Below are 24,768 nucleotides of genomic sequence, written 5' to 3' on the forward strand. Positions count from 1 at the left end.
AATATATTTAAGTACCTTAATAACCTAACTTTTTTTCCCTTAAATTAGAAAAAGATCCCCCAAACCTAATTTATTTATTGGTTTTGTTTATGAATAGATAACGGCCGCCAGTGAATCAAATTAAACCTCAAATCCGCTATGAAAAGATCATTAGTTTCAATCCTTAGGGCTATTTTCTCTGTCTTTATCCTTGTATTTACCCCGATATTTACAATGGCGCAAAATTCAAATCCAGACTCGACGTTGCCAAGAATAGTAGAAGACACCCTCTTTACCACGTATGGATATAAGATATTGAGAGGCAAAGAAATTAAAATCGGAGTAGGATCAATGCCTGATGGAGATTTCAAATTTATTCGCGTTAATGCTGGATCTCTATTTGCATATCATTCGACTACGGGATATCAGGGATTAGCCAATCAGGCAAATTCGTTTCCTCGAAGCCAATCTGGATTGTTATTTAAGATAAAGGCCATTGAAGCGCGGGGCAGTAAAAAACATGGATATAATTACTATGCAAAAATTGGTTTTGGAATGAAAAATTATGAAATAGATGTAGAAAATGCAATTGCCTCTGGAGAGCTCTCAGTGCCAGATGAGTTCAAGCCAAAACCTAAGAATTTATCCGTTGTTATAGAAGACAAAAAAGGGAGTAGCGTTGCTGATGAATTGAAAAAATTAAAAGAACTACTGGACTCCGGGGTTTTAACGAAGGAAGAGTTTGACACGGCGAAGAAAAAGATCTTAAATAATTAGTGTCAAATTTCCATAAACGCAATTGTAGTTTATCATATACAGACTGATGTTATTTCATTATCACTACTACAATCTCCCATTTTAAACCAACACAATGGATCTTAAAGAAATCAAAAATATTATTCCTACCGATAAAATATATGAGGATGCTTTAAGCCCAGCTATGAAGCAAATAGGCAAATCACTCGAATCAGTTGCGAAAACATCACGATTCTTACTCGCACCGTTTACTTATTTAGCAACACAACATGATAGATGGGAGAAGCGATTAGAAAAAGTTGCAGAAAAAGTTAAAACCGAAAATTTAATAGAAGGCCATCCTCAGATTATTATACCAACTATTGAAGGGCTCAGCCTTACATATGAAACTCTATCATAAGTGAGCTATTTATTAATCTACTTGCCAACTCAATTGATAACTCAAAGCAAGACCTGGCACACCCAGCATTTCCGAATATTATTAAACAATTGAGCCATGATGAAGCGGTGATATTATTTCTGTTAAAAAGGAAAAACTACCACATAAAACAACAATCAGACTGGGACTGTACTGAAAAAGGGTTCTTTAATCAACACAGTATTGAAGATGATTTTCCATATGACAAGCTAAATTCCCAGAGCATTTTTCTTTATACATGAACCATTTATTTAGCGTGAATTTAGCAGCTTTTTTCGAGGAAAGACAACAAGAAGTTATACGCGATCCCACTACAGGCCAACAAACAGGTGTATATATATACCAGACGATAAAGCTAGATCAATTTGGATATTTTTCTACTAAGGCATGTGTCCCCGATGAGTTTGACGGCCTGTAAAATCTCATTCCATTTATATTTCCTTTGCATTTGAATGGGATACTCTAGTTGAAACTATTATGAGTTAAGGGAAGCTTTCAGAGCTACCTATGGGACTAACATACTTGATAATTTTTAAATATAACTTTTTGAGTTTTAGTTTATTAAAAATCCGCATATTAACTGTATATTCGCAATGCTTCTGTACGTTTCATTACAGACGATAACTATATTAAACTCAATATATTAAGACGATATGATTTCTTACGCTTTTTGGAATAACAAAGGTGGAATTGGAAAAAGTTTCTTGTGCTTTGTTACATCTTGTGAATATGCTCATCAGCATCCTGATACTGATGTATATGTTATTGATTTATGTCCGCAGGCGAACGTCTCGGAAACTTTATTGTCAACCTCCGATATTGAAAGTGCATTAGGAAAAGTTCTTAAAGAACCCATAAGAAGATCTATAGGAGGTTATCTTGAAGCTAGACTAAATAATCCGTTTAAAGCATTAGACGATATAGAAGATTTCATCTGTTATCCTAGAGACTATAACTCAAATATCCCTGAAAATCTTTATCTAGTTTGTGGAGATAACTTACTTGAAATTATCAGTGAGGCAATTCGTCAAACATCGCAATTAGCGATACCTGTAAAGGCTTGGTCAATGGTTTTAAACTGGGTAACAGATTTGACAAATTCCCTCCAAAAGAGAAGTGGTGATAGAGAAGCTGTTATAATGATAGATTGTAATCCCAGCTTCGCTATCTATACACAACTCGCCATAACAGCTGCCCATGCTATGATTATTCCATTTACTCCAGATGAAAGCTCTCACAGAGCTATAAAAAACGTTATGGCTTTATTGTATGGAGTTGATTTGGAAGACCCTAAATTGAATTCCTACGCTAGGATCAATTACCATAGCCGCGCTATGGAGGAAGGTATTCGTCTACCTAAGTTACACTCTTTTGTTTCTAATCGCGTAACTATGTATGAGGGCAAGGAGAGTAAAGCGTTCAAAGCAATAAGTAAAGTAATTAAAAATACTGTTGATACATTTTATGCGCATTACAGAAACAACTTTTCTACGCGGACAGTTCCTCCAAGTAAAGAATTTCTTTTTATTCCAGATTATCACAGCGCATGTGTATACTCAGCTACCGTAGGAATTCCCCTTCACGTCATTAAACCGGGCCCAAAAGATTTTAGGGGAGAAAGAATACAAATCAACAAGGCTCCCCTAGATAAATACAAGTACTCATTACAGAAATTTGTAGCCAGACTGTAGTTGTATGCCGTCAAATTCTGCGATTAAATTCCATGATAGGATAGGAGACTTAAGGCATCTACGGTCGTTGGCTATAGATAGTCGAATTCAACCTATACAAGAAAAACAAAAGCAGGTTTATTTACATTCTTATTTAACTGGTATAGTGGCCGCATGGGATACCTATGTCAAAGCCATTACCAAAGAGTATTTAGCACTAATATCGCTGCCAACAGATGTCAGATACATGGCTGTTTACAACTTATTAGTCGGATATACATCAACAAGCATTGAAAAGCTTAATACACCTAACGCAGACAATGTAAGAAACTTCTTAATTTCGACAACTGGGTATGACCCAATTAGTGATTGGATCTGGAAAGCAAGAAGCCTTAATGGGCATCAGACTCGGGAACGTTTAAATGAAATTTTAAAAGTACGTCATAGCTTTGCTCATGGATTTTCGATGCCGTCCTACACCTGGAATCAGTCAAAAGCAGGAAAAACTAGACTTACTACTAAAGCTGTTGATGACGCAACTACTCTTCTATCATTTCTTGTCCAAGCCTGTGACAAGGGTCTAAAAATCACACTTTCAACTACTCATGGGATACGAGTTACATGGTGAGAAAAAATGCCCCATTGCTGTAATTACAATATCGTTATTTCATATCTTAGTAGAAGCTGACGTCTTCAGGCAATTAGGTAATTTCTCAGCCCATAAAATCCAATATAATGCTAACCGCAAAGACATTGATAATGTTCAACTTAGGTATAGGGTAACTATTGAAGACCTTCTTTACGCAGCAGGCATAAAGAAATAATGCCACTGCCCTAGTAATCAGATTAAAAAACGTAACAATTAATCTTAGGTAAGATTCTGGCTTCTCTACTCAGTATCAGCATCTGCGGCTGCTTTATTTTCGTAAGGATAAAAAGTAAGTAGGCGACCAGTTGGTTCAATTTCTATATGATAATAATTGCCATATAGATAGACAGCTCTTTTCCCTGAGCGTCTAAAATTTTTTTCTGGATTATTTCTAAACTGTTCATCAATCTCAGATGCTTGCGATTTGACAACTAGTTTTATTACTTCAATGACGTCGTCGTATCTATACTGAAAGACGCTTTTACCTGCGAAGGCCCCTCCCACTTTCATTTCAATTACATGCCTACAATAAATGTGTAGAAATCGCTCTAAATCGAGATAAATCAACTTACCACCAAACAATAAAATTTCTTCATCGAACTTATGACACGCCTTTTTTGCATTTTTAACTTCATCGCCAAAATCACTCGCAATTTTCGCAATTTTCTCTCCCGACCGTTCAAATTCAGAAGTTATCATTTGTTCCTTTAGTAAATATCTTTCAGCAATAGCGGCACCAAACTCTTCTATTTCACCTCCGCTAATAATAAGATCATCAAATTTCGCCTTTAGCTCAAAATATCTGGATTCCTTTTGATCATAATTTAAATCGGTAAAGGGAGCTTCAGCTATATTGACGGAGAAATAATTCGCCAACCCGAAATACATATTTATTTCCTGGGGCGACAATGATTCGTTCCTCGAAGCTCTTCTGTTCAAAAATCCGAACATCAGACGATTCCCTTCTCCTCTCTTTATGTTTAACTGCAGCGTTTTAGGGGCGGGTAACTCACGGTTCCCTACCTTTGTAAATGCATTGCTTTTGGGCCCATTCATTGAAAGAATCTCTAAAATATCACTACATAGAACACCATATCTTTCTGCTTGTTCAAATTGGGCAGAAGTAAGATCAAGTACTGCCGACGGCAGAATTCTAACCTTTTTATCGGTTCGAGGTATTTCGTTGGTGATCAATATCTTCTCCAAAGATTCACGTTCATCTTTCGTATAAATAATCTCACCCATAAGATAATCTCCAAAAAGTTGATGAGCCTGTGAACCTGGGACAAACTGGATATGAATATTGGTATCAAACCGACCGTACATTGAGTACAACTCTTCATATGAAAAATTCATAACTAAATTTAATATTGAATCTGTAATTTCAATTGACTTTAAACTAATTCCAAATAAAAATTAGTCCCAAAACATAGTTTAAAATGTACCATTCTCAAATCAATAAGAAGTCCCTCAGCAAATCCTCAAATAAGGGCAAATTGACATCATCGGAAGCGGTTCTTATATTAGCTAAACTAGGAGTATCTGTTTCTGAGGAGGAGGCAAATCAAATTGTTGATTTCACTAACTTTTTAGCAGAAATAACTATTGAACAAATTCTAAAAACAAGCGGGCCTTCCAATGAATAAAACTATATACTAAATTTGTTTTAGACCATATGGAACTCGAACCCAATACTCCACAGGAATCAGTAAGATAAAAGTTCAAAGCATAATTAAAATACTATATCGAAACCAAAAAAGGCTTCAAAACTAACAAGTTCTGAAGCCTTTTTCATTCTCGTGATCCCCTTGGGATTTCGTTTAGCCATTTTAAGTTTATTGATCTTTACCTAACTTAATTACAAGGTACTGATTCTCAATACTCTATAACACCGATTGCAATTTTTCCACCCTACCTTTATATCGGTTAACAGCATTGAACTCGACTAAAAATTCGACTAAATATGTTGTTACCAATCAAACTGATTTGCCCAAAGGGCAAAATGCGCAAAGATGGCACCTGTATCATCTTTATCCAATATTGCGGGGATAAAACCATTCTCCTGAATACGGAAATAGCCGTTCCTCCCAAATGTTGGAATCGTAAGTTTCACCGTGTTACCTCCGACCTCCCTGCAACATACGGGACCGACGACGGTCTAAACGGCCAGCTGGCAATCCTGTTACGCAAGGCGAGCGACATTATCACCCATGCGGTGAAAAAGAAAATACAGGATATTCCCGCATTTGCAAAGAAAACCTTCCACCCTGCTTTCGATCCCCCCATATTGGAAGAAAAGGCTCAGCAGGCGGCAGCCCTCGACCCCAAAATAAATCTCGATCTGATTTTTCAGATTGAAGATTATATCAAATGTAAGCGGGATAAGGTTTCTGCTGGCATGTTGAATGTTTATAAAAAAATGAAAGACCACATGGCGGCCTTTCAGGAATACAGGAAAACCGCTATCACATTTGATTCATTCGATTTTAACCTGTATGAGAGCCTTGTTAACTTCCTGACCTACGACTATGTGCAGCGCCATAGTTAACGGCAAAATGGAGCCAATACAAGGGGTAAAAACCTCCACTGTAGGGAAAACCATTAAACAACTACGTATATTCTTGCGGGATAGGATGCGCCGTAAAATCATCCCCCCGATTGATCCTACGGACTTTAAAATACTAGACGAGGAAGCGGATGCAGTGTATCTGACATGGGCGGAGATAGCCCGGATTTATCAAACCGACCTTTCCGAACAACCGCACCTGGCTAAATACCGTGATTTGTTTGTCCTCGGCTGTCTGACTGGTTTAAGGTTTTCCGATTTTTCCTCTATACAACCGGAGGACGTGCGGAAAGGGTCATTATATAAGAAACAGGAAAAGTCTGATCATTGGGTTGTTATACCTTTGAGAGATGCAGCAGAAGAAATACTGATCGGGCGCTTTAACCGCCAGATTCCCGCTGTAAGCAATCCCGAATTTAACCGCCATATCAAAGAGGTGGCCCAACTGGCGGGCATTTGCGAGTCAATAAAGTTCTCCCACTAAAAAGGTAACAAGGATATAGTACAGGTAAAGCCCAAATATGCGTGGATTACCTCTCACACCTGCCGCCGCTCATTCTGCACCAATGAATTTCTGGCAGGAACTCCTGTCGAGCTGATAATGAAAATCAGCGGCCATAAAAGCCTGCGTGATTTTTACAAGTATATCAGGATCACCCCTGAAGAAGCAAGCCGCAAGATCAGGGAAATATGGGAGAAAAGAGGCGATATAGGCATATCTGCTGCGACTTTGCAAAATGTAGGGTAGCTAATAAGGGGAAGGCTTTACCCCTCCCCGTATTACCTATCCTAATGTGTAAAAGACCGAATTTGCTCTTGCAATGGTAAAATGGCTGTTCAGACTTAAGCTTGCAAGTGTTTTTGGTCACAGTGATATTTCAGGACGACACAAGGGAATTCAAAACCGAACGACCACCTGTCCGGTTTTGGAACAATATATCCCTAAAAATACTTTATAATAAATTATATGCCAATGTGTTAGTATTTTGGAACAACGATTGGGGGCTTAATTTACATGAGTCCTTATATATTCGGTATAAACCTGTATAACCAGGCCTGCATGGCCACCCTTTTTTCGGGACTGACGCTTGCGATGCTTTTAGGATTGGCAAAAAGAGCAGACCAAAAAGCTAACCGGTTTTTAAGTTTGGCCTTGACAGTAATCGTATTGAAGACCGGTGGGCTTACACCGTTTTTTTTACCAGCACTGGGTCCGCTGTTTTATTTGTATGTACGGCAGCTAACATGCCAGGACCGGCGGTTCCGCTGGGAAGATATGCTTCATTTTTGCCCTTTACTAGTAGGATTTTGGATGCCGGCCTGGCTGGTTTTAAGTTTGGTCACAATCTATTTGTACCTATCGCGCCGGCTGATAGAGGATTTCTATCGCCGACAGCGGCTGGTGCTGATGGACAGAGCACGTTTTGCTTTCCGGCGACTGGCCAAAGTGTTGCACTTGCTAGGCTTGTTCTGTGTGTTATCAATGTTTAGTGCTACTTTCTATTTGGCTGTTGCCTTTGTACTGATTTTAATTGCCGTGGAAGTGATGTTGAAATCGGACAGCAGTGTGCAGTTGACGACGCCGATAGCCGATAGATCGGATGCAAAGGAGAGAGGCCGGAGACTAAAAGAAGCCGTGGTCGCAAATCGCCTCTACGAGGATACCGAACTTACATTGACTTCACTTGCGGTGAAACTGAATATCCTCCCGCATGACTTATCCAGGATAATCAACTCCGGACTGAAAAAGAACTTCAGTGATTTTATAAACGAATTCCGGGTTCGTGAAGTTGCCCGGAAAATGCAGGACCCGGCCTGCGACCGGCTCACGCTGCTGGCTATTGCCTATGAGTCCGGGTTTAATTCCAAAACAACTTTCAACCGGGTTTTCAAAGAAATGACCGGCAAAACCCCGGTGGAATACAAAAACAGCTTGAAAAAAGAGGTTCCAAATGATAAGTTGGCACCCCGGTCAAGAATCAAGCAGGTAATATTGCGTTCGGAAAGCCCGCCAAATTGGGTGACAGAAACATCAAAACGCAATAACATGATAAGACTTTATCTTAAGATCGCTTACCGCCAGCTGCGTAAGGAAAAAATGTATGCGGCAATCAAGATCGGCGGATTCGCCCTGGGCATCGCTGCTTGTTTGCTTATCGGATTATATATTCATAACCAGATGAATTACGATCGCTTTTATCCTGACGCGGACCGCATTTACCGCGTTGCAGGCGTCGGCACAATAGATAAGGGATTGGGGTGGCCGGCGCCGTTGTCCAGGGCTATTCAGAACGATTTTCCCGAAGTTGCCTATTCAGGGCGTATCAGGCCAATTAATTCATACGTTGGCCACGCGGAGCTGCGCCGTGCCGACCAGGCTCAAAACACTTACGAGCAGGGCATTATTTACGCTGATCAGTCATTCCTCGACGTTTTGCAATTGCCAATGGTATCTGGCAACGGCAGCACAGCTTTAAAGGAGCCGCTAACGATGGTGATCTCCCAAACCATAGCCGATAAGTACTATCATGGTCAGAACCCAGTTGGCCAGGTGATGTACATTGACAATGATAAGGCTCACCCCTATCGCATCAGCGCAGTGATGGCCGACATTCCTACAACCTCGCATTTACACCCATTCAACTTTTTCCTTACATTGTCCGGGATGGAGTTTGGGGACAACGAGCAGAATGACTGGAATTGGTTTAACTATGCCCAATACATTAAACTAAAAGCCGGCACCGATGTGGCAGCATTTGAAAAAAAACTCAACGCTGGCATCGGAAAAAATTATTGGCTGCCTAATTTCCTAAGAGGAGGTATGAAAGAACCTGAAAAAGAAGTTAACAAGATCTCTTTTCACCTGCAACCGGTAAAAGATATTAACCTTTATTCTTATGATTTTTCGGATGGAATAACGAACGGGGATATACACTTTATCTGGCTGTTCGGCGCTATTGCCATATTCATCCTGGCTATTGCATGCATCAATTTTATCAATCTCTCCACTGCCAAATCGGTTAACCGCGCCAAAGAGGTAGGTCTGCGCAAAGTTGTAGGCTCATACCGCAGCAGCCTCATTATGCAGTTTATTACCGAATCACTGATCTACAGCTTCATCTCGTTTATTTTAGGTATCGCTTTGGCGTGGCTGTTATTGCCTTATTTCAATACCGTCGCATCCAATTCCATCGCAATACCATGGCTGGAATGGTGGTTTGTGCCGGTTATCTTGGTTTCAGCCATAATTATTGGTGCGCTTGCCGGTTTATATCCTGCCTTTTATCTTTCCAGCTTCCAGCCAGTGCAGGTATTAAAAGGCACTATCAGCAACGGGAGCAAAAGCCCCTTACTGCGAAACGGCCTGGTGGTCTTCCAGTTCGCTGCCTCCATTATATTGATCATCGGCACCATTGTTATTTACAGCCAAATGCACTTTATCCTGAACCACAAGGTGGGCTTTGATAAGGACCAGGTAATGGTATTGCATGGCACCAATACGCTGGGTGATCAAAATATCAGCAGTTTCAAAACAGCATTAACCCAAATTGCCACGGTAAAAAGCGTATCGATAAGCGATTATTTACCGATAAGTGGCACCCTTCGTAACGGAAATATATTCTTCATAGAAGGGCGCGGAAAGCTCGACCAGGGAGTTGGGGGGCAGTTTTGGCAGGTAGACGATAGTTACCTGGAATCATTGGGCATTAAGTTAGTCGAAGGCCGGAATTTCTCCTATAATATGGCTAGTGACACGGCAGGCGGATCAGTCATTATCAATCAAACCATGGTCAAAAAACTTGGTTTGAAAAATCCTGTCGGTATGCGCATTAACAACGGCGGCGGTGTGTTTACAGTTATTGGTGTTGTACAGGACTTTAATTTCGAATCATTGCGCAGCAGTATCGAACCCATTGTGCTTCATTTCAGTCTCAGTCCGTCAATGATGCTAGTAAAGTTCAGCGGAGCGAATGTGCAAAATACCGTTACCGGCATTTCGGACATCTGGAAAAAGTTCTCACCCGATCAACCAATCCGCTATACTTTCCTTGACCAGGAGTTCGCCAGTATGTATGCCGATGTACTGCGCACCGGCACCATTTTTACAAGCTTCGCGGTATTTGCCATCCTCATTGCCTGTTTAGGATTATTCGCCCTTTCAGCCTTTATGGCCGAACAGCGCAGAAAAGAGATCGGCATTCGCAAGGTATTAGGCGCCAGTGTACAGCGCATCACTACCTTGTTGTCTGCAGACTTTATAAAGCTGGTGTTGCTGGCAATTCTTATTGCTTCGCCTATTGCCTGGTGGGCTATGAACACCTGGCTTCAGAATTTCGCATATAGGATCAACATCAGTTGGTGGATGTTTGCGGCAGCAGGGCTTGGCGCTATTTTGATTGCACTCCTAACGGTGAGCTTCCAATCGGTCAAAGCCGCCCTGGCCAACCCGGTGAAGAGCTTAAAAACAGAATGACACCTCTTGTTCAAGGGAAACCGGTTGTAATATATTAGATTATTACTTGTATGTTATGATAACTGTAAGATGGAATGTTGACTATATTTTATTAATTGTTAGTTCAAGTATTAGCTATCACACCTAATGATACTATTGAAGGTTGAAAAATTACCGTCCAAACCTTCTTAGCACTTTTTCAAGATCATTAAAGGATTGGTTCGTATCAGAAATGCTTCGTTTTACGGACCCATTACCATCTTCCAATTGGATATGGACTCCACAAGAACATCGTACCGTCCTCCTGGTAGCCACGTCCTTTAATGTAACCTGATGGTTTCTGCCGCATCCACATTTGACGCTGACTTTTTGTTTCGATATATCAAACATCATTTTGCTTTTTAAGAGGTAAACAAGGATGAACAGTTAGAGCTGTTCATCCTTGCATGCTGTAAATACCTTTTATTTTCTCTTACTCAACAAGAGTATGTCCTCGGTTTCCAGAATATTCTTTCCGTAACCATACATGGTGACACTGAGCATTGCATTGCCTACTTCTTTTAAGGTCATAAAAAAAGACTTACTAAATATTCTTAGGAAAGGATATAGTACATTAATTACTTTGTAAAAACCTTTTACATTTCTAGCCCCTTTTGTTGGCTGCATAAATGCAGGTCGGAAATTATAAACAGCTTTGAATGGTAATTTCGTTAAAGCATTCTCTGTTCTTCCCTTCACTCGCGCCCACATGCTTTTTCCCTTTTCAGAGCTGTCAGTTCCTTGCCCGGAAATATAACAGAAGGTCATTTGCGGGTTAATCGCCGCCATAGCGGAAGCGAAATTTGTTGTAAGATTATAAGTGAGTTTCGTGTATTCCTTTTCAGTCTTTCCGACGGAGGAAATCCCAGCACAGAAATAGCAGGCATCATAGCCTTGTATTTTCTCTGCAATTGGGGAAAGGTCATTAAAATCCCGGTGAAGTAGCTCTTCAATTTTGGGATGGGAATAACCACTCGGGCTGCGATTGATAAGCAATATTTTCTTCACTACTGAATTGCCTATACATTCCTGTAACACGCCCTCACCTACCATTCCAGTAGCTCCGGTTATAATAACTTTTAATTCCAATTTTCTCATCTTAAAGGTTAGCGTTTACTGTTATCTATAAGGGAATTTTTCCTAAGACACCTGCCAGATGGATGCTGTAATTTTCAAGGTCTTCTTTTGGCGTACCATTCTTAACCACATCAAAGCTGTTAAATCCCGGAAGGATGACACAGCCACAAAATGCGTAGTTGCTGGTAATGTTCAGCAGCAGGTCTGCGGTTGTTTTGCCTTTCATCAGCCTTTGCTCAGAATCCCCGAATGCTTCTCCTGGTGCATTCCACGTGGCCGACACCATAAATTTTTTGCCCAGTAACTTCCCTCCGGAACCATATTGCCTGGTTGAGTCCAATCTGCTGCGCCCGTCGCCCTCCAAAAATTCACGTTTGGCATGACCAGCCTCAAAAAGTTCATCAGCATATTTTTTATAAATCCAGGGGGCTCCGAACCAATTGATAGGGGTTTGCAAAATGATGATATCTGCCTGTAGATGCTTGGCAACTTCTTCTACTGGGTCGTACCCGTCCTCCACTTTGGTTTCCAACACCGCATACCCCTTGGATATGAAAAAATCCCGCGCCACGTTCTGAAGGGATGCGTTCAATCTCCCTTCTGATCTGTTCGGATAGGTCAGATGTGTATTGATCAGTAGAGCGTTTTTCTTACTATTCATTTTTTTGTTCTAATTAACCTTTATACATCGGTTGTTCCCATTTCGAAAGAATGGAAAAAGGCTTTAGTGCATTTTATAGAATAACCTATTAATAAAAAGCAGGCTTATCCCCGTAAACTCCGGGCTTATTTATTCCCACACTTGCTTTTACGTCGTTTGATGGGTTTTCAATAACAGCCGTAATATAAGCACCAACAGCTTTTCTTGCTACTTCTGTTCCCGTAAACTTTTCACCCTTCTGGGTAGTTTCGTAATCTGTTTCGTCCTTATCTGTCAGCCAGGACGGGCGTACGATGGTATAATCAAGGGCCGATTTTTCAATAACATCAGCCGCTTTTCTGTACCGAACCAACTCAGCACCTATCATACGGCTATTCCATTCGCCAAACTTGCCAGCTACTTCATTGTAAATACCCAAAGCCGTTACGAAAATCAACCGCTTAACTCCGTTGGCATTCATTGCTTCTACAATCACTTTTGCCATCTGGTCAACCGCCCCCGATAGATTGGCATATACAATATCCTGTCCTTTGACAGCATTGTTTATATCTTCTTTGTTTAATACATCACCTTTGATAATTTTCGCTGATGATTTAAAGTCATTCAATTGTTCAGCATGTCGTGCAAACAATGTTAACTCAATATTTTCATTTTTCAGAAGAAACGATATGACGTGCTGTGCAATAGCTCCGCCAGCCCCCAGCACTAAAACTTTTGTTTTCATTTATACTTTTTTTGATATTTTCTTATTGGTTGTATTGCATATCGGTAACCGGCTCCATCCAGGTCACTAATCCCTTCTCCGCATTGATGCCAATAGCCGTATGTATCATCACTTCATCAGGCGATGCTCCATGCCAATGTTTAACACCGGGCATAATGTTTACAAAATCTCCTGCGTTGATTTTTTGTATAGGCTTGCCTTCTTCCTGACAGTAGCAAATACCTTCACGCACCAATAAAATCTGGTTGCTTCCATGCGTATGCCAGTTGTTTCGTGTGCCAGGTTCAAAGAGTACCTCGCCAATGTAGGCATTTGTATTATCATCCGGGAAAACATAGCTCTTTAACCAGGCCTTCCCCGTGAAATAATCCGCGGGAGCGGGTTGAAATCCCATTTCAATTATTTCCTTTTCTGAATACATCTTATCTTTTGTTGTTGCTATTAATTTTTTAAAAAACTACGGAAGATGGTAAGACCTTCCGTAGCGTTACTCTTACTTCATATATTTATCTAAGAAAGCCAACACTTTTTCAGGATTTCGCCCGAAGTAGTTGTAGCCGTCTTTAAAACGAAGGGTACTGTCTATCCAGATAAGTTCCTTGTTATTTCCCGGAATGGCATCAAATGTAGCCTGGTCAGTTTCCGGGTTTTTTGTCCATGAATCGTGTTCAACCTGCCACATCAACAATGGCATTTTCACATTTTTTGCATATTTTTTGGGATCCATTTCAGTACGGGAAAAACCGCCTGCTTTCAATAATTCAAAATCTAATAAATCAAGGTATTGTGATACACCGTACAATTCCGAAAATGCCTGATAAATTGGGCCCATATTGGGAACTAATGGACTACAAAAACATTCTACGTTTGCAAATAACTCAGGATGTTTATCTAAAGCCACCCATTGTGAAATTGCGCCTAAACACTGATTGAACAAAGCTACTTTCATTTTGCCCAACCTTGGATGATTATCCACATATTTTTTCACACCAACACAATCACGCCATTCCAATTGACCAATACCACTCATTCCACCGTTTGCTGTTCCACTCTGTCCATGGTTTCTAAGGTCATAAGCCAACACATTATAACCTGCGTCGGTTAGAATTTTCATCTGGTACACGAAATCGATTTCGATATCCGTAAGACTAGCCCAAGGCATTCCCATGTGTCCCTGAAAACCTGCACGGGACATAGGTAATGCATGGTTGAAAATTATCAGCTTATTGCTTTCGCCTCCTTTTGCCGGAATATACCATCCGCTAAGTGGCACGCCATCATCCGCAGGAAAATAAATATCTTCCCAATTTGCCATACCATAATCGTCCGGTGTTTTGTGAAGAATGCTACGCCATTCCCTTTTACAAACATTTACCAACCCCATCACCTTGGCATAGTCTTCTGCCGAAATTTCGTCCATTTGCTTTTTGGCTGCTTCCAATAATTCTTTGGGCATTCTCGCTGTAGCAGTTGGCTGATGTTCCATTCCTGCTAAATTGATTTGATTTTCCATGTTCTAATTTTTTAATGATTTTTTTAAGATTAAAGATTATGCTGAAAAAAAGCTGTCATCTTTTCAATGGCCTGATCCACATACTGCGGGATATCATAGAGATCAAAGTGATTGGCGCCATCCACGATAAAGAATTCTTTATTTTTGCTGGCTGCATTCTCGTACAGGAAATCACTATTCCATTTAGATTGGGCAATACTTCCCGCTATTACCAATAAAGGCTGTGTAAGCAAAGTGTCTATCCGGTCAAAAGCCCGGAAAGCCATCAGGCGGCTCAAATCGGTTAAGAGATATTCTCCGGTAGAATGAGGGTGCCGGGCTCTCTCCGTTCTGTAGTAATCATATCCATCTGTTGCCTCTTTTCCCCATGCTTCGTTCCTTTCACCAACCCAATTCAGATAAACAGGTTTAGCACCGTTTGCTTCGGCAGTACATTGATTTCCGACAGTTATAAGTGTTTCAGAAATATTTACGGCTCCTCCTTTACCATTCCAACCTTTGTGATACATTTCACCAATATCAACACCACTTACGGTTACCAAGGCACTGATACGATGATCTTGCCTGGCTGCAGCTGTAACGTATCCGCCACTGGCGCAGATGCCAATACCACCAATACTATTTGCATTTACATAAGGCAAGGTTGTTAAAAAGTCTACGACAGCACTTACATCTTCTACCCGGAAATACGGGATTTCCTGATGACGGGGAAGGCCTTCACTTTCGCCCTGATAGCTGGCATCAAAGGCTATGGCTACAAATCCTTTTTGGGCCATTTTGGAAGCATAAATTCCAGCTGTTTGTTCTTTCACACCGCCGGCGGGATGCCCCACTACAATGGCGGAATATTTTTTTGTTTCGTCAAAATTATTTGGCAGGAAAAGATTACCTGCCATTATAAGCTCTTTGTTTCTGAAACTTACTTTTTGCGATTCCATACCTTTACTTTTTTAACTGTTCAGTTACTTTAGTAAGGCAAAGTTATGCTGACATGTAAGCTACTTTTGAAAACGAAACACTCTAAAAACGAAACATTTTACTGGTTTCTAAAAACCCTGGGGGAAATACCAGTTCTTTGACGAAAAAAACGGGTGAAATAGGTGGGATACTCGAAACCCAGACTATAGGCGATCTCATTAATGGTTAGCTTGGTTTCACGTAATTTCTTCTTGGCAAGTTGTACAATATACTGGTGAATATGCTCTATAGGAGAATGTCCTGTAAAATGTTTGATAACATCTCCAAAATAATTGACAGACAGATTGGCTTTGTCCGCAAAACCTGCAACTGTCGGAAAAGCTGCCACGCCCCTGCTATTGCTGAAATACTGATCCAGTTGTTTATAGAAATTAGCCACTACTTTATTGTAGATTTTACTACGGGCTTCAAACTGACGTTCGTAAAAAGTTTGCGTGTAGGATAATATCAACGTTGCATAAGATACCAGCACATCCTCGGAGAAATTATTTCTTTGATATTCCTCAAAAGCTTTAACAAATAAGTCATGTAGGATTTTACTTTCTCTGTCTGTTAGGAATAAGGCTTCGTGGCGGTTGTATCCGGTAAACGTATAATCTTTTGCAAACCTGTCCAGCAACTTTGCACTGACAAATATGCCATATCCGCAAAATGGGCCTGACAAATCCCACTCCATCTGATTTCCCGGCTTGTCCAAAAACAGATACGAGCTGGACATTTCCTCTATAGGAGGCTGTACTTCAATATTATTTTTAATCGCTATTAAATAAAAATCAAGTTCTACCGGGGGCGATTGCAGTCGAATATTTTTATGCTCATCATAGCAGATAACCTGAACGGTATCGCTGTTGGTACCGTTGACATTTATGTATTTTAGAAAAGATGGTATGTTATATATTTTGCTCAATATGGGAAATATTAGCCTTTTAAAAATACAAAATTATACTTTGTGCAGGTCCGAAAACGAAACATTTCACTTGAAGAACGAAACATTTTACGGATTTGCCCGTAGGTCCGGTAAGATACTTTGGGCAACTGTATACTAATCTGTTCGGGTGTTTTAAACAATTCGGGGTTAAAATAAACCAGGGCGGAGTTATTAGCCGTGAATGCACGGCCAAGTTCCTGATGTGGGAGGTCTTATCCTATAAGTGTACATTGTTTTGAGGTTGTTTCCCTATGAAAAAATGACTTTGTTTTCCGATAACCTCTGCTGATAATCGGTTTTGAACTCGTCCGGCGCATGGCGGTATTCAGCATGAATGACGACTTCCACCCATTTCCGGCATCCCTGTAACGAATGGAGTCGCTGATAGGAAACATTATGGTCATGCTGGTAGTTCTCCCTAATCCAGTTACGCAGATGAAGGATACGTTGGTAGGTGATCTGACCAGGTTTCCAACGCGCGGCCAGTGAGATGGCATCATCAATGTACCAATCGTAACTGTGTGCGGTATAGTCTTGTCCACAAATTTTCATATGCCGGGTACCGGCAACCTCGGTGGATTACACTGTACCCATTTTCGCTGCTCAGCTAATTTCAACAACTGCTTTGTATTTTTCAGGTACTTCATGGCGGTGTTATCCTGGAGCCCATCCGTAAGGGTGAGATAATCAAAAAAATCTTCGGCAAATGCAAGTTCGATTTTCCCTAACGGAATGTCTTTCATTCTGAAAACTGAATTCAGGAAAGCTGATAATTTGTCTTTAGTAGTAATCCACTTTTTCATGGTGCTACCTTTCCGTTTGTCCTTGTCTACCTTTTCCTGAAATTTCTGATTATGAAAGTCGCAGACTTCCAGAAGTGTGCGCTTTTCCCTGTTGATGCCGTTATAGGAATTTTTTATCATCGTTGGGGTTACGGTAGGATCAACAGCTTTTAAGAGGTTGTAATGGCGAATAAGTTCACTCTTTACATGCTGCAGGTGGTTATTGATTTCAACAGCTTCCGCAGACTTCCCGACAATAGCGCCGGAATTCTTATTAAACTTTGCAGGGTCCACTTTGTATCCGAGGGAAAATCCATCCCGGGGAAACCCTGTCACAGTGATACGAACGCAGATGGTTGCCTTGCCATTGGAATTGTTGTTATCATACCGGAGATGAAAGAGGATTGATAACTCTTGACTTACTTTCATAATTCAATAAGTTTTAGGTTCCGATTTTTTGGTTTTGTTTGGTTTGTTTTGTATCGGTTTGCAAGTCCTAAAAACCCTTACTGATAAGCATCTACCAGAAAAAAGGATACACTAAACTTAGATTTTTTTTGTGTATCCTTTTTTGTATCCTTTCAGATTCGTTTTGTATGATTTACCTTTATATGGTAAAAACGGAAAAGCCGCTTAAATCCTACGATTCAAGCGGCTTTAACTTCCTTTGTTTTCTTTGTTGTGATCCCCTTGGGACTCGAACCCAAGACCCATACATTAAAAGTGTATTGCTCTACCAACTGAGCTAGGGAATCCTCCCATCCAATGGGAGTGCAAAAGTAGTCATTAATTCCATTCTACCAAATTTTTCTAAAAAAATTCCCTAACTCCCACGCATACACGCCATCCAATACCGTACCTTCGTTAGCATGGAAACACCTAAAGAACTACCAATCCTCCCCTTCGAAACCCAGCAGCAATGGGCCGACTGGCTCGAAAAAAATCACGCCCAGTCCGATGGCGTCTGGCTACTCATGCATAAAAAACATACCAACACGCCTTCCATCAACTACGCCCAGGCACTCGAAGAAGCCCTCTGCTACGGCTGGATCGACGGCATGTCTAAATCAATAGACGCAGCTACTTTCAAACAAAAATTCACCCCACGCCGCCCTAAAAGCATCTGGTCGGAAAGAAATACACAACATATCGCCCGCCTCACCGCTGCCGGCAAAATGAAGCCCGCAGGCATCCTGGAGGTAGAGAAAGCCAAAGCCGACGGTCGCTGGGAAAAAGCTTACGCCACATCAAAAGAAGCAACCATCCCGGAAGACTTCATGACTGCACTAAAGAAAAACAAGAAAGCAAAAGCCTTCTTCGATACACTCAACAAACAAAATTTATTCGCCATCTACTTCCGGCTGCAATCTGCGAAAAAGCCTGAAACAAGGGCCAAACGCATCGCCATGTTCATCGAAATGTTCGCGAAAGGAGAAAAATTTCATTAGCCAGGCCGCTCACAAAAAGCAAACGACCTGGCTGTTAAAAACAAAGATTAAATCATGCCATTACCATGTGGCATCACCACAGGAATCACCTGCGCAACCTGCCAATGCTCGGCCAGCAGCTGATCCTTCAATCTCCATATGTCATAAAAAACAGCATCCCCACGCGACGACTGCACCATCACAAAGTTCCCCTCTCCCAGTATACGATGAACCCGGCCTGGCTCCGGTAAAGAAGCACTATGCGGAATAAAATCTTCCGAAAACAAACGGGCATCCCAGTCATGGTAAAACCGGCGCACCACGTCTTTATTAACAGCAGTCAATTCCAGGTCTTCCACTACTGAAGCGCCTGCGGTTAAATCCACGCCAAAAGGCTGCTCCTGCGTCGCATCCCAGTGCTCCGCCAGCTTCCCGTCTTCGAGGCGATAAAGATCCACAACAACCAGTTTTTTACCCATAAAAGCAACGTTCATATGCAGCATTACATAATCGCCATCGGCAATGGTACGCACCACTGGAGAAGCAGCCGACGGAGGCGGTGGCGGCAACTGCTTTAAGTGGTTTAACGCCTCCAGCAGCCCTGATTTCCCGTCCTTTACCTGCGGGCTATGCTGCATATAAGAATCGTGCACGTAAGTATCTATAACGGCTGTATTCCGTTCACCAATGAGGTGCCTGAGCGCTGCCAATACGGTAGCGCGGTTATTGGATGATGTCATGTATACAAAGATGACAGCAGAATCACCCTGCTGATATGATTAAATATGTTTCAGGAAAATGTTAGTGAAAGGAAACCCGGTTCCCTTTCCGGGAAGAGGGATCTTTGAGGATCCTTAACAGATATGTGGAGATGATAATGATGCAGCAAATATAGCGAATAAAAGCTAATAAATCTCTTTCCCAAAAGGAGTAAAACTCAAACTCATCAGCTTAAAATGCTGACGCGCAAAGGGAATCCCTATAATAGTAATCGCCAGTAGCAACCCAAAGAAAAGATGGGTCAAAGCTATCCAGATCCCGCCAATGAAGATCCAGATGATATTGAAGAGCGTAGACAAACACCCCGTCTGCCCGCCGGATTCACGCACCTGCCTGCCGAATGGCATCAGTACCAGGAACCCTATTTTAAAACACTGAATACCGAAGGGTATTCCTATAATCGTCAGGCATAGCAATATCCCGCTGATCATATACTGGATAAATGCAACGAAGCCTCCGAAGATGAGCCATATGATATTACCTATCAGATTCATACTTCAAATGTAACTTCCTTCACTGATATTAGAAAACCACTCACGGAATAAAACCCGGGTGAGGGAGCACCCACCCGGTTACAGATGTTATCGCTTCCAGACGTTGTCTTTCACGTTTGCGTCCATGAACAGATTACCGTCCAGCTGTATTTCCCTGGCTTCTTTCGCCAGTGTCAGCTCCAGCCGGGCCGCTTTGGTATTAGCTTTCCAGATGGCCGGTGTTTGGTGGAAACGCTGCGTTGTGCCATCTGCATACGTAACAACCACATCAAACGGCACGGCAAACCCGCCGGTATTAACGATGCGCAAACTGGCTTTCTTACCTTTCTGTTCTACGCCAGCCAGTGTCAGATCAATATAGTTATTGCTGAAAAACCAGTTGTTCCAGAACCAGTTGAGGTTCTCGCCGGCAGCGGTATTGAACGAGTTAAAATAGTCCCAGGGAATCGGATGTTTTCCATGCCAGTTACTCATGTACGCGTGTAAGCAGCGCTTAAACCGCGCATCGCCCAGCAGGTCTTTTATGGCCAGGTAAGATAACGATGCTTTTCCGTAAGAGTTATGGCCGTAGCCGGCTCCGCTCACCTGGGTCGACATGCTGATGATGGGCTGATCTTCTTCCGTAGCGGGGCTATTGATATATTTTTCTACCCTGAATTTCTTGTAGAAATTATCTGCTACGTCCTTTCCTTTCTCCGCTATACCGATCAGGTATTCGAAAGTAGTGGCCCAGCCTTCATCCATAAATGCATAGCGGGTTTCATTGATGCCCATGTAAAACGGAAACCAGGTATGCGCCATCTCGTGGTCCTGCACCAGCTGCGCAAAATCCAGGTCATCGCCCACGGTGCCGTCGTTTACCATCATCGGGTATTCCATGTCTGCAAATCCCTGCACGGCGGTCATCACCGGGAAAGGATACGGCACGCCCGGCCAGTTGTGAGAAAACCATCTCAGCGCGTTCTGGCCAAATGCTACGGAATGATGAAAGTCGGTGGCGGTATCGTTGTACGCGGCCTGCATGCTGGCGCGTCGCATAGTGGAGCTGTCAACTATTGCGCTGGCAGCATCCCATACATAATGGTTGCTGGCGGCGTAGGTCACATCTGCAATATGATCGGCAGTGAATTTCCAGGTATTGTGGCCGTTTCGGCGGGTCACCACTTTCTGCTGCATCTCGGCTTTGTTGGCGATGTGCATCACCTCGTCTGATGTATAAGAGGCTTTCAGGCGCTTTGCAAACTCCGGCTGCAATACTTCATCGATATTTTGCAGCATGCCTGTTCCCCATACTACGAAGTTATCCGGCACGGTTACCGATACGGTATAGTCGTTGAAGTCGCTGTAAAATTCGGCCCTGTCCGTATGTTCTATGCCATCCCAGCCGTTGTAGTCGTCGTATACCGATACGCGCGGGTAGGCGTAAGCCATGTATACGGAGGTGCTGTCGAGCATGCCTTCTCTTCCGCTTTGTACGGATAAATCATAGTGCCAGCTGATCTGCAGCACGATGCTGTCTTTCGATGCCAGCGGCTGCGGATATGTGACATGCCCCACGGTGCCTACGTCGTTGTTGAATGGCTGTCGTACGCCGTTCACGAGCAGGGTGTCGATCACTACGCCGTCGGTCAGGAAGTCTTTGCTGACGTACCCTGAGCGGGGCGACTGGTATTTATGCAGATTACAAATAAGCCGGATAACTGCGCCGCGGAGGGCATCCGGACTGTTGTTCACATAATGGATGGTTTCCCGGCCATTCACCCGCCTGTCGGGCGGATTCACTGCCAGATGAATATCGTACCTGCCTTTGTTTTGCCAGTAACGCGGCCCGGGTGCACCGTTCTTGTCTCTCGTTCCGTTAACATATGCCTGACGGATATTCCGCGGCATATATAATTCCTGTGCATTGGCCAGCTTGCTGATGCCGGCCAGCAGCACCAGGCTGTAAAATAATTTCGTCATAAGGATAAAAATAGGCAGATAAGGCCATCATAAAAAATTTTTCGGGAGATGGGAAAGCAACTGGTAGCTGCCTGAAAAACGGGCATATAGAAGGGGCCCCTGGTTAGGATTACCCATAGGGCGCACCACTCAGGCCGCATCTTCCTCTATAACCCTCCGGCTGTACTTACGCCGGTATTCCACTGGTGTAAGCCCGGTGATCCGCTTAAATACCTGGCGGAATGTTTTCATGTCGTTGTAACCGGCATTATACATCAATGTGCTGATGTTGATGGAACTCTTCTCCAGCTCCTTCTTCGCAGACTCTATTTTAACGCGCTGCAAATATTCCAACGGAGTATTTTTGGTGGCGCTTTTAAAACGACGGATGAAATTGCGCTTGCTCATATTAGCCTGCTCAGCTATCTGCTCTACGGTCAGCTGCTGGTCGTAATTAGCTTCTATAAAGCTCTGCGCCTTGTGAATCCCTTCATCCTCATGGCCCCGCTGGCCCTGGAATACGGCGAAATGCGCCTGGGAAACGCGGTCGATGTCAATGGAAAACATCTTGCTAACTGCTATGCTCACATCCCTGCCGCAGAATTTCTCTATCAGGTATATGACCAGATTCAGGGAAATAAAAGCGCCGCCGCTGGTATACACGCCATCCTGATCGGTCATTACTTTATCGGGCAGCAGTTTGATATCGGGGTAACGGTTACGCATATCCTCGATCGACTGCCAATGGGAAGTGCAGGACTTACCCGTCAGCAACCCCGCTTCCGCCAGGAAATAGCTGCCTATACAAAGGCTCGCCACTTCGGTTCCACCCTCGTACATGTCCTGTATCCAGCGAATCAATGCCTTGTTCTTTTCCAGTATCGTATCCGCCGCTCCTTCAAAAGCAGGTGCAATGATCAGATCCGCCTGTTTCACTTCGTCGATGGTCTTATAACAGATGAATTGTGCCGGCCGTTGCAGCTGTATATGCTTTGTTTTTTCGCTGGTCAGCTCCAGTTTAAACGCCGGTTCCCTGCCCGTCTGCTCCAGGTAATGATTAACACCGGCAAATATATCTATCACAACAGCCAGCGACGATAATATGGCATCTTCGAAAATAAGTAGTGATACTGTTTTCATGACCATGGTTAAATGTTGCCCCACAAAAATAATGCTTTCATTTGGCACAAATGCCCCCTTAAATCGGCGTGTTTGCACATCTTTATTTTCATGTTAACTCCGGAGATTTGTAACAGATCAAAATGCAACATTATGAGTACCCAAACATCCACTGAACCGGCAGTAAAAGCCCGTCCGCCTCATAAAGTAGTAACCCGGGAAGAATGGACCGCTGCCAGGAAACAATTCCTCCAGAAAGAAAAGCAATACACCCGCCTGCGCGACGAGCTCACCCGCGAACGCATGGAACTGCCCTGGGAGAAAGTAACGGAAAACTATGTTTTCGATGGCCCCAACGGTAAAGTAACCCTGTCCGACCTGTTCGATGGCCGCAGCCAGCTGATTATACAGCATTTTATGTTTGGCCCCCATGAAACAGTGGGCTGCGTAGGCTGCTCTTTCAGCGCCGACTCCATCGACAGTTCCCGGCTTCACCTCGAAAACCACGATGTATCGCTGGTAGCCGTTTCCCGTGCCCCCATTGAAGTGCTGGAAGCCTTCAAAAAACGGATGGGCTGGCATTTCCAATGGGTATCTTCCGGCAACAACAATTTCAACTACGATTATTATGTGTCGTTCCATAAGAGCGACCTGGAGAAAGGCAGCGTATATTACAACTATGGTATGTTAGAAGGGTTATCCCACACAACGGAAGACCTGCCAGGGCTCAGCTGCTTCTATAAAGACGCGGCGGGCGACATCTACCATACTTACTCTACCTATGCACGGGGAGGAGAACTGCAGCTGATAGTGTATAACTACCTCGATATTGCGCCACTGGGCCGCAATGAAGGCGAGGGCCTGACCGACTGGGTCAGACATCACGATAAATACCAATCCGGAGGAAAAGTAGATCCAACAGGGAAGTATCACGAAGAAAATACGCCGGGTTCTTGCTGTAACCACGATTAATCGGCATATGAAACCATATTGTTCCTGCGGTGGCGCTACGGGCAGCGACCACCGCAAAACAGCTCCTGCACAGACCACAGGTCCGCTTACATGCTGGCAACGCATCGTAAAATTCTCAAAATGGGCGGCGCCGGGCATCACCCTGGCACTCATTCCGAAGTGCCCGTTATGCCTGGCTGCATACGTAGCCATCGGTACAGGAATCGGGTTGTCTGTAACCGCCGCTACGTGGCTGAGAACCGGGCTCGTGGTATTGTGTGTGGGGTCGCTCACTTACCTGGTTACTTCCAGGCTATGGATGCTGTATAAGCAGCACCGGCACTAATGTTTCAGCTCAATATCAAATAACACCAGATCTTCCGGCTCTCCCGGCGGCATAATAGTTCCCTGCTGGATAAAACCCGAGCGTTTCAATAAATTAATAGACCGCTGATTATCCTGCTGGGTAATAGCCAGCAACCGAGGTAAGGCCAGTTCATTTTTTGTATAATCCAATACCGCCATGGTGGCTTCATAGGCCAGCCCCTTCCCTTCTACTTCCGGCAGGAAAGCAAAACCCAGGTCGGGTACTTCCAGGTATTTCCGTTTAAAGAGGCCGCACATACCAATAGGCCTGCCTGTTTCCTTCAGCACCACTACCAATGCCCCATATCCCTGTTCCGCATATACCCGCAACAGGTTGTTCATGATATAACGTTGCGCATCAGCCAGGGTATGGATCTGCCGGTCGCCGATATACTGCAGCCAGGAAGGGGTGTTCAGCAGTTCGAAAATAAATTCGTCGTCTGACGCAGCAAAAGTACGCAGCTGCAAACGGGGGGTTTCAATAATGATCTTCATTC

The 24,768-nt window shown here is 43.1% G+C and carries 26 protein-coding genes and 1 tRNA gene; 11 read left to right on the forward strand and 16 right to left on the reverse strand.

All coding sequences use genetic code 11. The annotated features are described in order from the left end of the window. Positions 1-138 precede the first annotated feature (138 nt). From UNH61_RS19385 to UNH61_RS19400, 4 genes are all read left to right on the forward strand, one after another. Positions 139-756 (forward strand): SHOCT domain-containing protein, encoded by a 618-nt coding sequence (locus UNH61_RS19385; protein WP_326993644.1) that lies wholly within the window; start codon positions 139-141, stop codon positions 754-756. A 94-nt stretch (positions 757-850) separates the two neighbouring features. Next, a complete protein-coding gene (locus UNH61_RS19390) occupies positions 851-1,135 on the forward strand; it encodes a hypothetical protein (RefSeq protein WP_326993645.1) in 285 nt (94 codons plus the stop codon). A 671-nt stretch (positions 1,136-1,806) separates the two neighbouring features. Next, entirely contained in the window at positions 1,807-2,844 is a 1,038-nt protein-coding gene (locus tag UNH61_RS19395) for a ParA family protein (RefSeq protein ID WP_326993646.1), read from the forward strand. A gap of 4 nt (positions 2,845-2,848) precedes the next feature. Then, a complete protein-coding gene (locus tag UNH61_RS19400; protein WP_326993647.1) occupies positions 2,849-3,451 on the forward strand; it encodes a HEPN domain-containing protein in 603 nt (200 codons plus the stop codon). Between the two features lie 261 nt (positions 3,452-3,712). On the opposite strand, the gene UNH61_RS19405 is transcribed toward UNH61_RS19400, so the two are convergent. Beyond that, on the reverse strand, positions 3,713-4,828 hold the full coding sequence (locus tag UNH61_RS19405) for a hypothetical protein (protein WP_326993648.1): 1,116 nt from the start codon (positions 4,826-4,828) through the stop codon (positions 3,713-3,715). 83 nt (positions 4,829-4,911) lie between these two features. Here UNH61_RS19405 and UNH61_RS19410 point away from each other — a divergent pair, with 83 nt between their 5' ends. The 4 genes from UNH61_RS19410 to UNH61_RS19425 all read left to right on the forward strand — a co-directional run bounded on the left by UNH61_RS19410 (position 4,912) and on the right by UNH61_RS19425 (position 10,512). After that, complete coding sequence (locus UNH61_RS19410) at positions 4,912-5,118, forward strand: hypothetical protein (protein ID WP_326993649.1); 207 nt, start codon at positions 4,912-4,914, stop codon at positions 5,116-5,118. 317 nt (positions 5,119-5,435) lie between these two features. After that, positions 5,436-6,020: a phage integrase SAM-like domain-containing protein gene (locus tag UNH61_RS19415; RefSeq protein WP_326993650.1), complete on the forward strand. Its 585-nt coding sequence runs from the start codon at positions 5,436-5,438 to the stop codon at positions 6,018-6,020. Between the two features lie 7 nt (positions 6,021-6,027). Next, the gene (locus UNH61_RS19420; protein ID WP_326993651.1) at positions 6,028-6,522 is read left to right on the forward strand and encodes a hypothetical protein; all 495 of its coding nucleotides are present in this window, start codon (positions 6,028-6,030) and stop codon (positions 6,520-6,522) included. 852 nt (positions 6,523-7,374) lie between these two features. Beyond that, complete coding sequence (locus UNH61_RS19425; RefSeq protein WP_326993653.1) at positions 7,375-10,512, forward strand: ABC transporter permease; 3,138 nt, start codon at positions 7,375-7,377, stop codon at positions 10,510-10,512. Positions 10,513-10,953: 441 nt separating this feature from the next. Here the strand turns inward: UNH61_RS19425 and UNH61_RS19430 are convergent, their stop codons facing one another. The 10 genes from UNH61_RS19430 to UNH61_RS19475 form a co-directional block, all read right to left on the reverse strand. Beyond that, positions 10,954-11,628: an NAD-dependent epimerase/dehydratase family protein gene (locus UNH61_RS19430; RefSeq protein WP_326993654.1), complete on the reverse strand. Its 675-nt coding sequence runs from the start codon at positions 11,626-11,628 to the stop codon at positions 10,954-10,956. A 25-nt stretch (positions 11,629-11,653) separates the two neighbouring features. Next, positions 11,654-12,268 (reverse strand): NAD(P)H-dependent oxidoreductase, encoded by a 615-nt coding sequence (locus tag UNH61_RS19435; RefSeq protein WP_326993655.1) that lies wholly within the window; start codon positions 12,266-12,268, stop codon positions 11,654-11,656. 88 nt (positions 12,269-12,356) lie between these two features. After that, positions 12,357-12,992 (reverse strand): NAD(P)H-binding protein, encoded by a 636-nt coding sequence (locus UNH61_RS19440; RefSeq protein WP_326993656.1) that lies wholly within the window; start codon positions 12,990-12,992, stop codon positions 12,357-12,359. A 22-nt stretch (positions 12,993-13,014) separates the two neighbouring features. After that, positions 13,015-13,413 carry a cupin domain-containing protein gene (locus UNH61_RS19445; protein WP_326993657.1) on the reverse strand — a complete coding sequence of 133 codons (399 nt, stop codon included), beginning with the start codon at positions 13,411-13,413 and terminating at the stop codon, positions 13,015-13,017. Between the two features lie 72 nt (positions 13,414-13,485). Beyond that, complete coding sequence (locus tag UNH61_RS19450; protein WP_326993658.1) at positions 13,486-14,505, reverse strand: alpha/beta hydrolase; 1,020 nt, start codon at positions 14,503-14,505, stop codon at positions 13,486-13,488. 29 nt (positions 14,506-14,534) lie between these two features. After that, positions 14,535-15,443 carry an alpha/beta hydrolase gene (locus tag UNH61_RS19455; RefSeq protein ID WP_326993659.1) on the reverse strand — a complete coding sequence of 303 codons (909 nt, stop codon included), beginning with the start codon at positions 15,441-15,443 and terminating at the stop codon, positions 14,535-14,537. Between the two features lie 98 nt (positions 15,444-15,541). Further along, positions 15,542-16,390, reverse strand: coding sequence for a helix-turn-helix domain-containing protein (locus tag UNH61_RS19460; RefSeq protein ID WP_326993660.1), 849 nt, complete (start codon positions 16,388-16,390; stop codon positions 15,542-15,544). A 270-nt stretch (positions 16,391-16,660) separates the two neighbouring features. After that, positions 16,661-16,963, reverse strand: coding sequence for a hypothetical protein (locus tag UNH61_RS19465; RefSeq protein ID WP_326993661.1), 303 nt, complete (start codon positions 16,961-16,963; stop codon positions 16,661-16,663). Next, positions 16,960-17,622, reverse strand: a complete 663-nt coding sequence (locus tag UNH61_RS19470; RefSeq protein ID WP_326993662.1) for a phage integrase SAM-like domain and Arm DNA-binding domain-containing protein — start codon at positions 17,620-17,622, stop codon at positions 16,960-16,962. Before UNH61_RS19470 ends, UNH61_RS19465 begins: the two co-directional genes overlap by 4 nt. Before the next feature lie 253 nt (positions 17,623-17,875). After that, positions 17,876-17,948, reverse strand: a tRNA-Lys gene (locus UNH61_RS19475). Positions 17,949-18,062: 114 nt separating this feature from the next. On the opposite strand from UNH61_RS19475, the gene UNH61_RS19480 reads away from it, so the two are divergent. Next, entirely contained in the window at positions 18,063-18,641 is a 579-nt protein-coding gene (locus tag UNH61_RS19480) for a YdeI/OmpD-associated family protein (RefSeq protein WP_326993663.1), read from the forward strand. Between the two features lie 47 nt (positions 18,642-18,688). Here UNH61_RS19480 and UNH61_RS19485 read toward each other — a convergent pair whose 3' ends face one another. The 4 genes from UNH61_RS19485 to UNH61_RS19500 form a co-directional block, all read right to left on the reverse strand. Then, on the reverse strand, positions 18,689-19,360 hold the full coding sequence (locus UNH61_RS19485) for a nuclear transport factor 2 family protein (RefSeq protein WP_326993664.1): 672 nt from the start codon (positions 19,358-19,360) through the stop codon (positions 18,689-18,691). Positions 19,361-19,525: 165 nt separating this feature from the next. Continuing rightward, positions 19,526-19,894 carry a YccF domain-containing protein gene (locus UNH61_RS19490; RefSeq protein ID WP_326993665.1) on the reverse strand — a complete coding sequence of 123 codons (369 nt, stop codon included), beginning with the start codon at positions 19,892-19,894 and terminating at the stop codon, positions 19,526-19,528. Between the two features lie 87 nt (positions 19,895-19,981). Continuing rightward, a complete protein-coding gene (locus UNH61_RS19495) occupies positions 19,982-21,856 on the reverse strand; it encodes a M1 family metallopeptidase (RefSeq protein WP_326993666.1) in 1,875 nt (624 codons plus the stop codon). A gap of 129 nt (positions 21,857-21,985) precedes the next feature. Next, positions 21,986-22,975, reverse strand: coding sequence for a helix-turn-helix domain-containing protein (locus UNH61_RS19500; RefSeq protein ID WP_326993667.1), 990 nt, complete (start codon positions 22,973-22,975; stop codon positions 21,986-21,988). A gap of 132 nt (positions 22,976-23,107) precedes the next feature. Here UNH61_RS19500 and UNH61_RS19505 point away from each other — a divergent pair, with 132 nt between their 5' ends. Further along, positions 23,108-23,926 carry a thioredoxin family protein gene (locus tag UNH61_RS19505; RefSeq protein WP_326993668.1) on the forward strand — a complete coding sequence of 273 codons (819 nt, stop codon included), beginning with the start codon at positions 23,108-23,110 and terminating at the stop codon, positions 23,924-23,926. 7 nt (positions 23,927-23,933) lie between these two features. After that, positions 23,934-24,251 (forward strand): hypothetical protein, encoded by a 318-nt coding sequence (locus tag UNH61_RS19510; protein ID WP_326993669.1) that lies wholly within the window; start codon positions 23,934-23,936, stop codon positions 24,249-24,251. Here UNH61_RS19510 and UNH61_RS19515 read toward each other — a convergent pair. Then, positions 24,248-24,766: a GNAT family N-acetyltransferase gene (locus tag UNH61_RS19515; protein WP_326993670.1), complete on the reverse strand. Its 519-nt coding sequence runs from the start codon at positions 24,764-24,766 to the stop codon at positions 24,248-24,250. The genes UNH61_RS19510 and UNH61_RS19515 overlap by 4 nt on opposite strands. Positions 24,767-24,768: the final 2 nt, after the last annotated feature.

It is taken from the genome of Chitinophaga sp. 180180018-3 (assembly GCF_037893185.1).
Taxonomy (GTDB): Bacteria; Bacteroidota; Bacteroidia; order Chitinophagales; family Chitinophagaceae; genus Chitinophaga.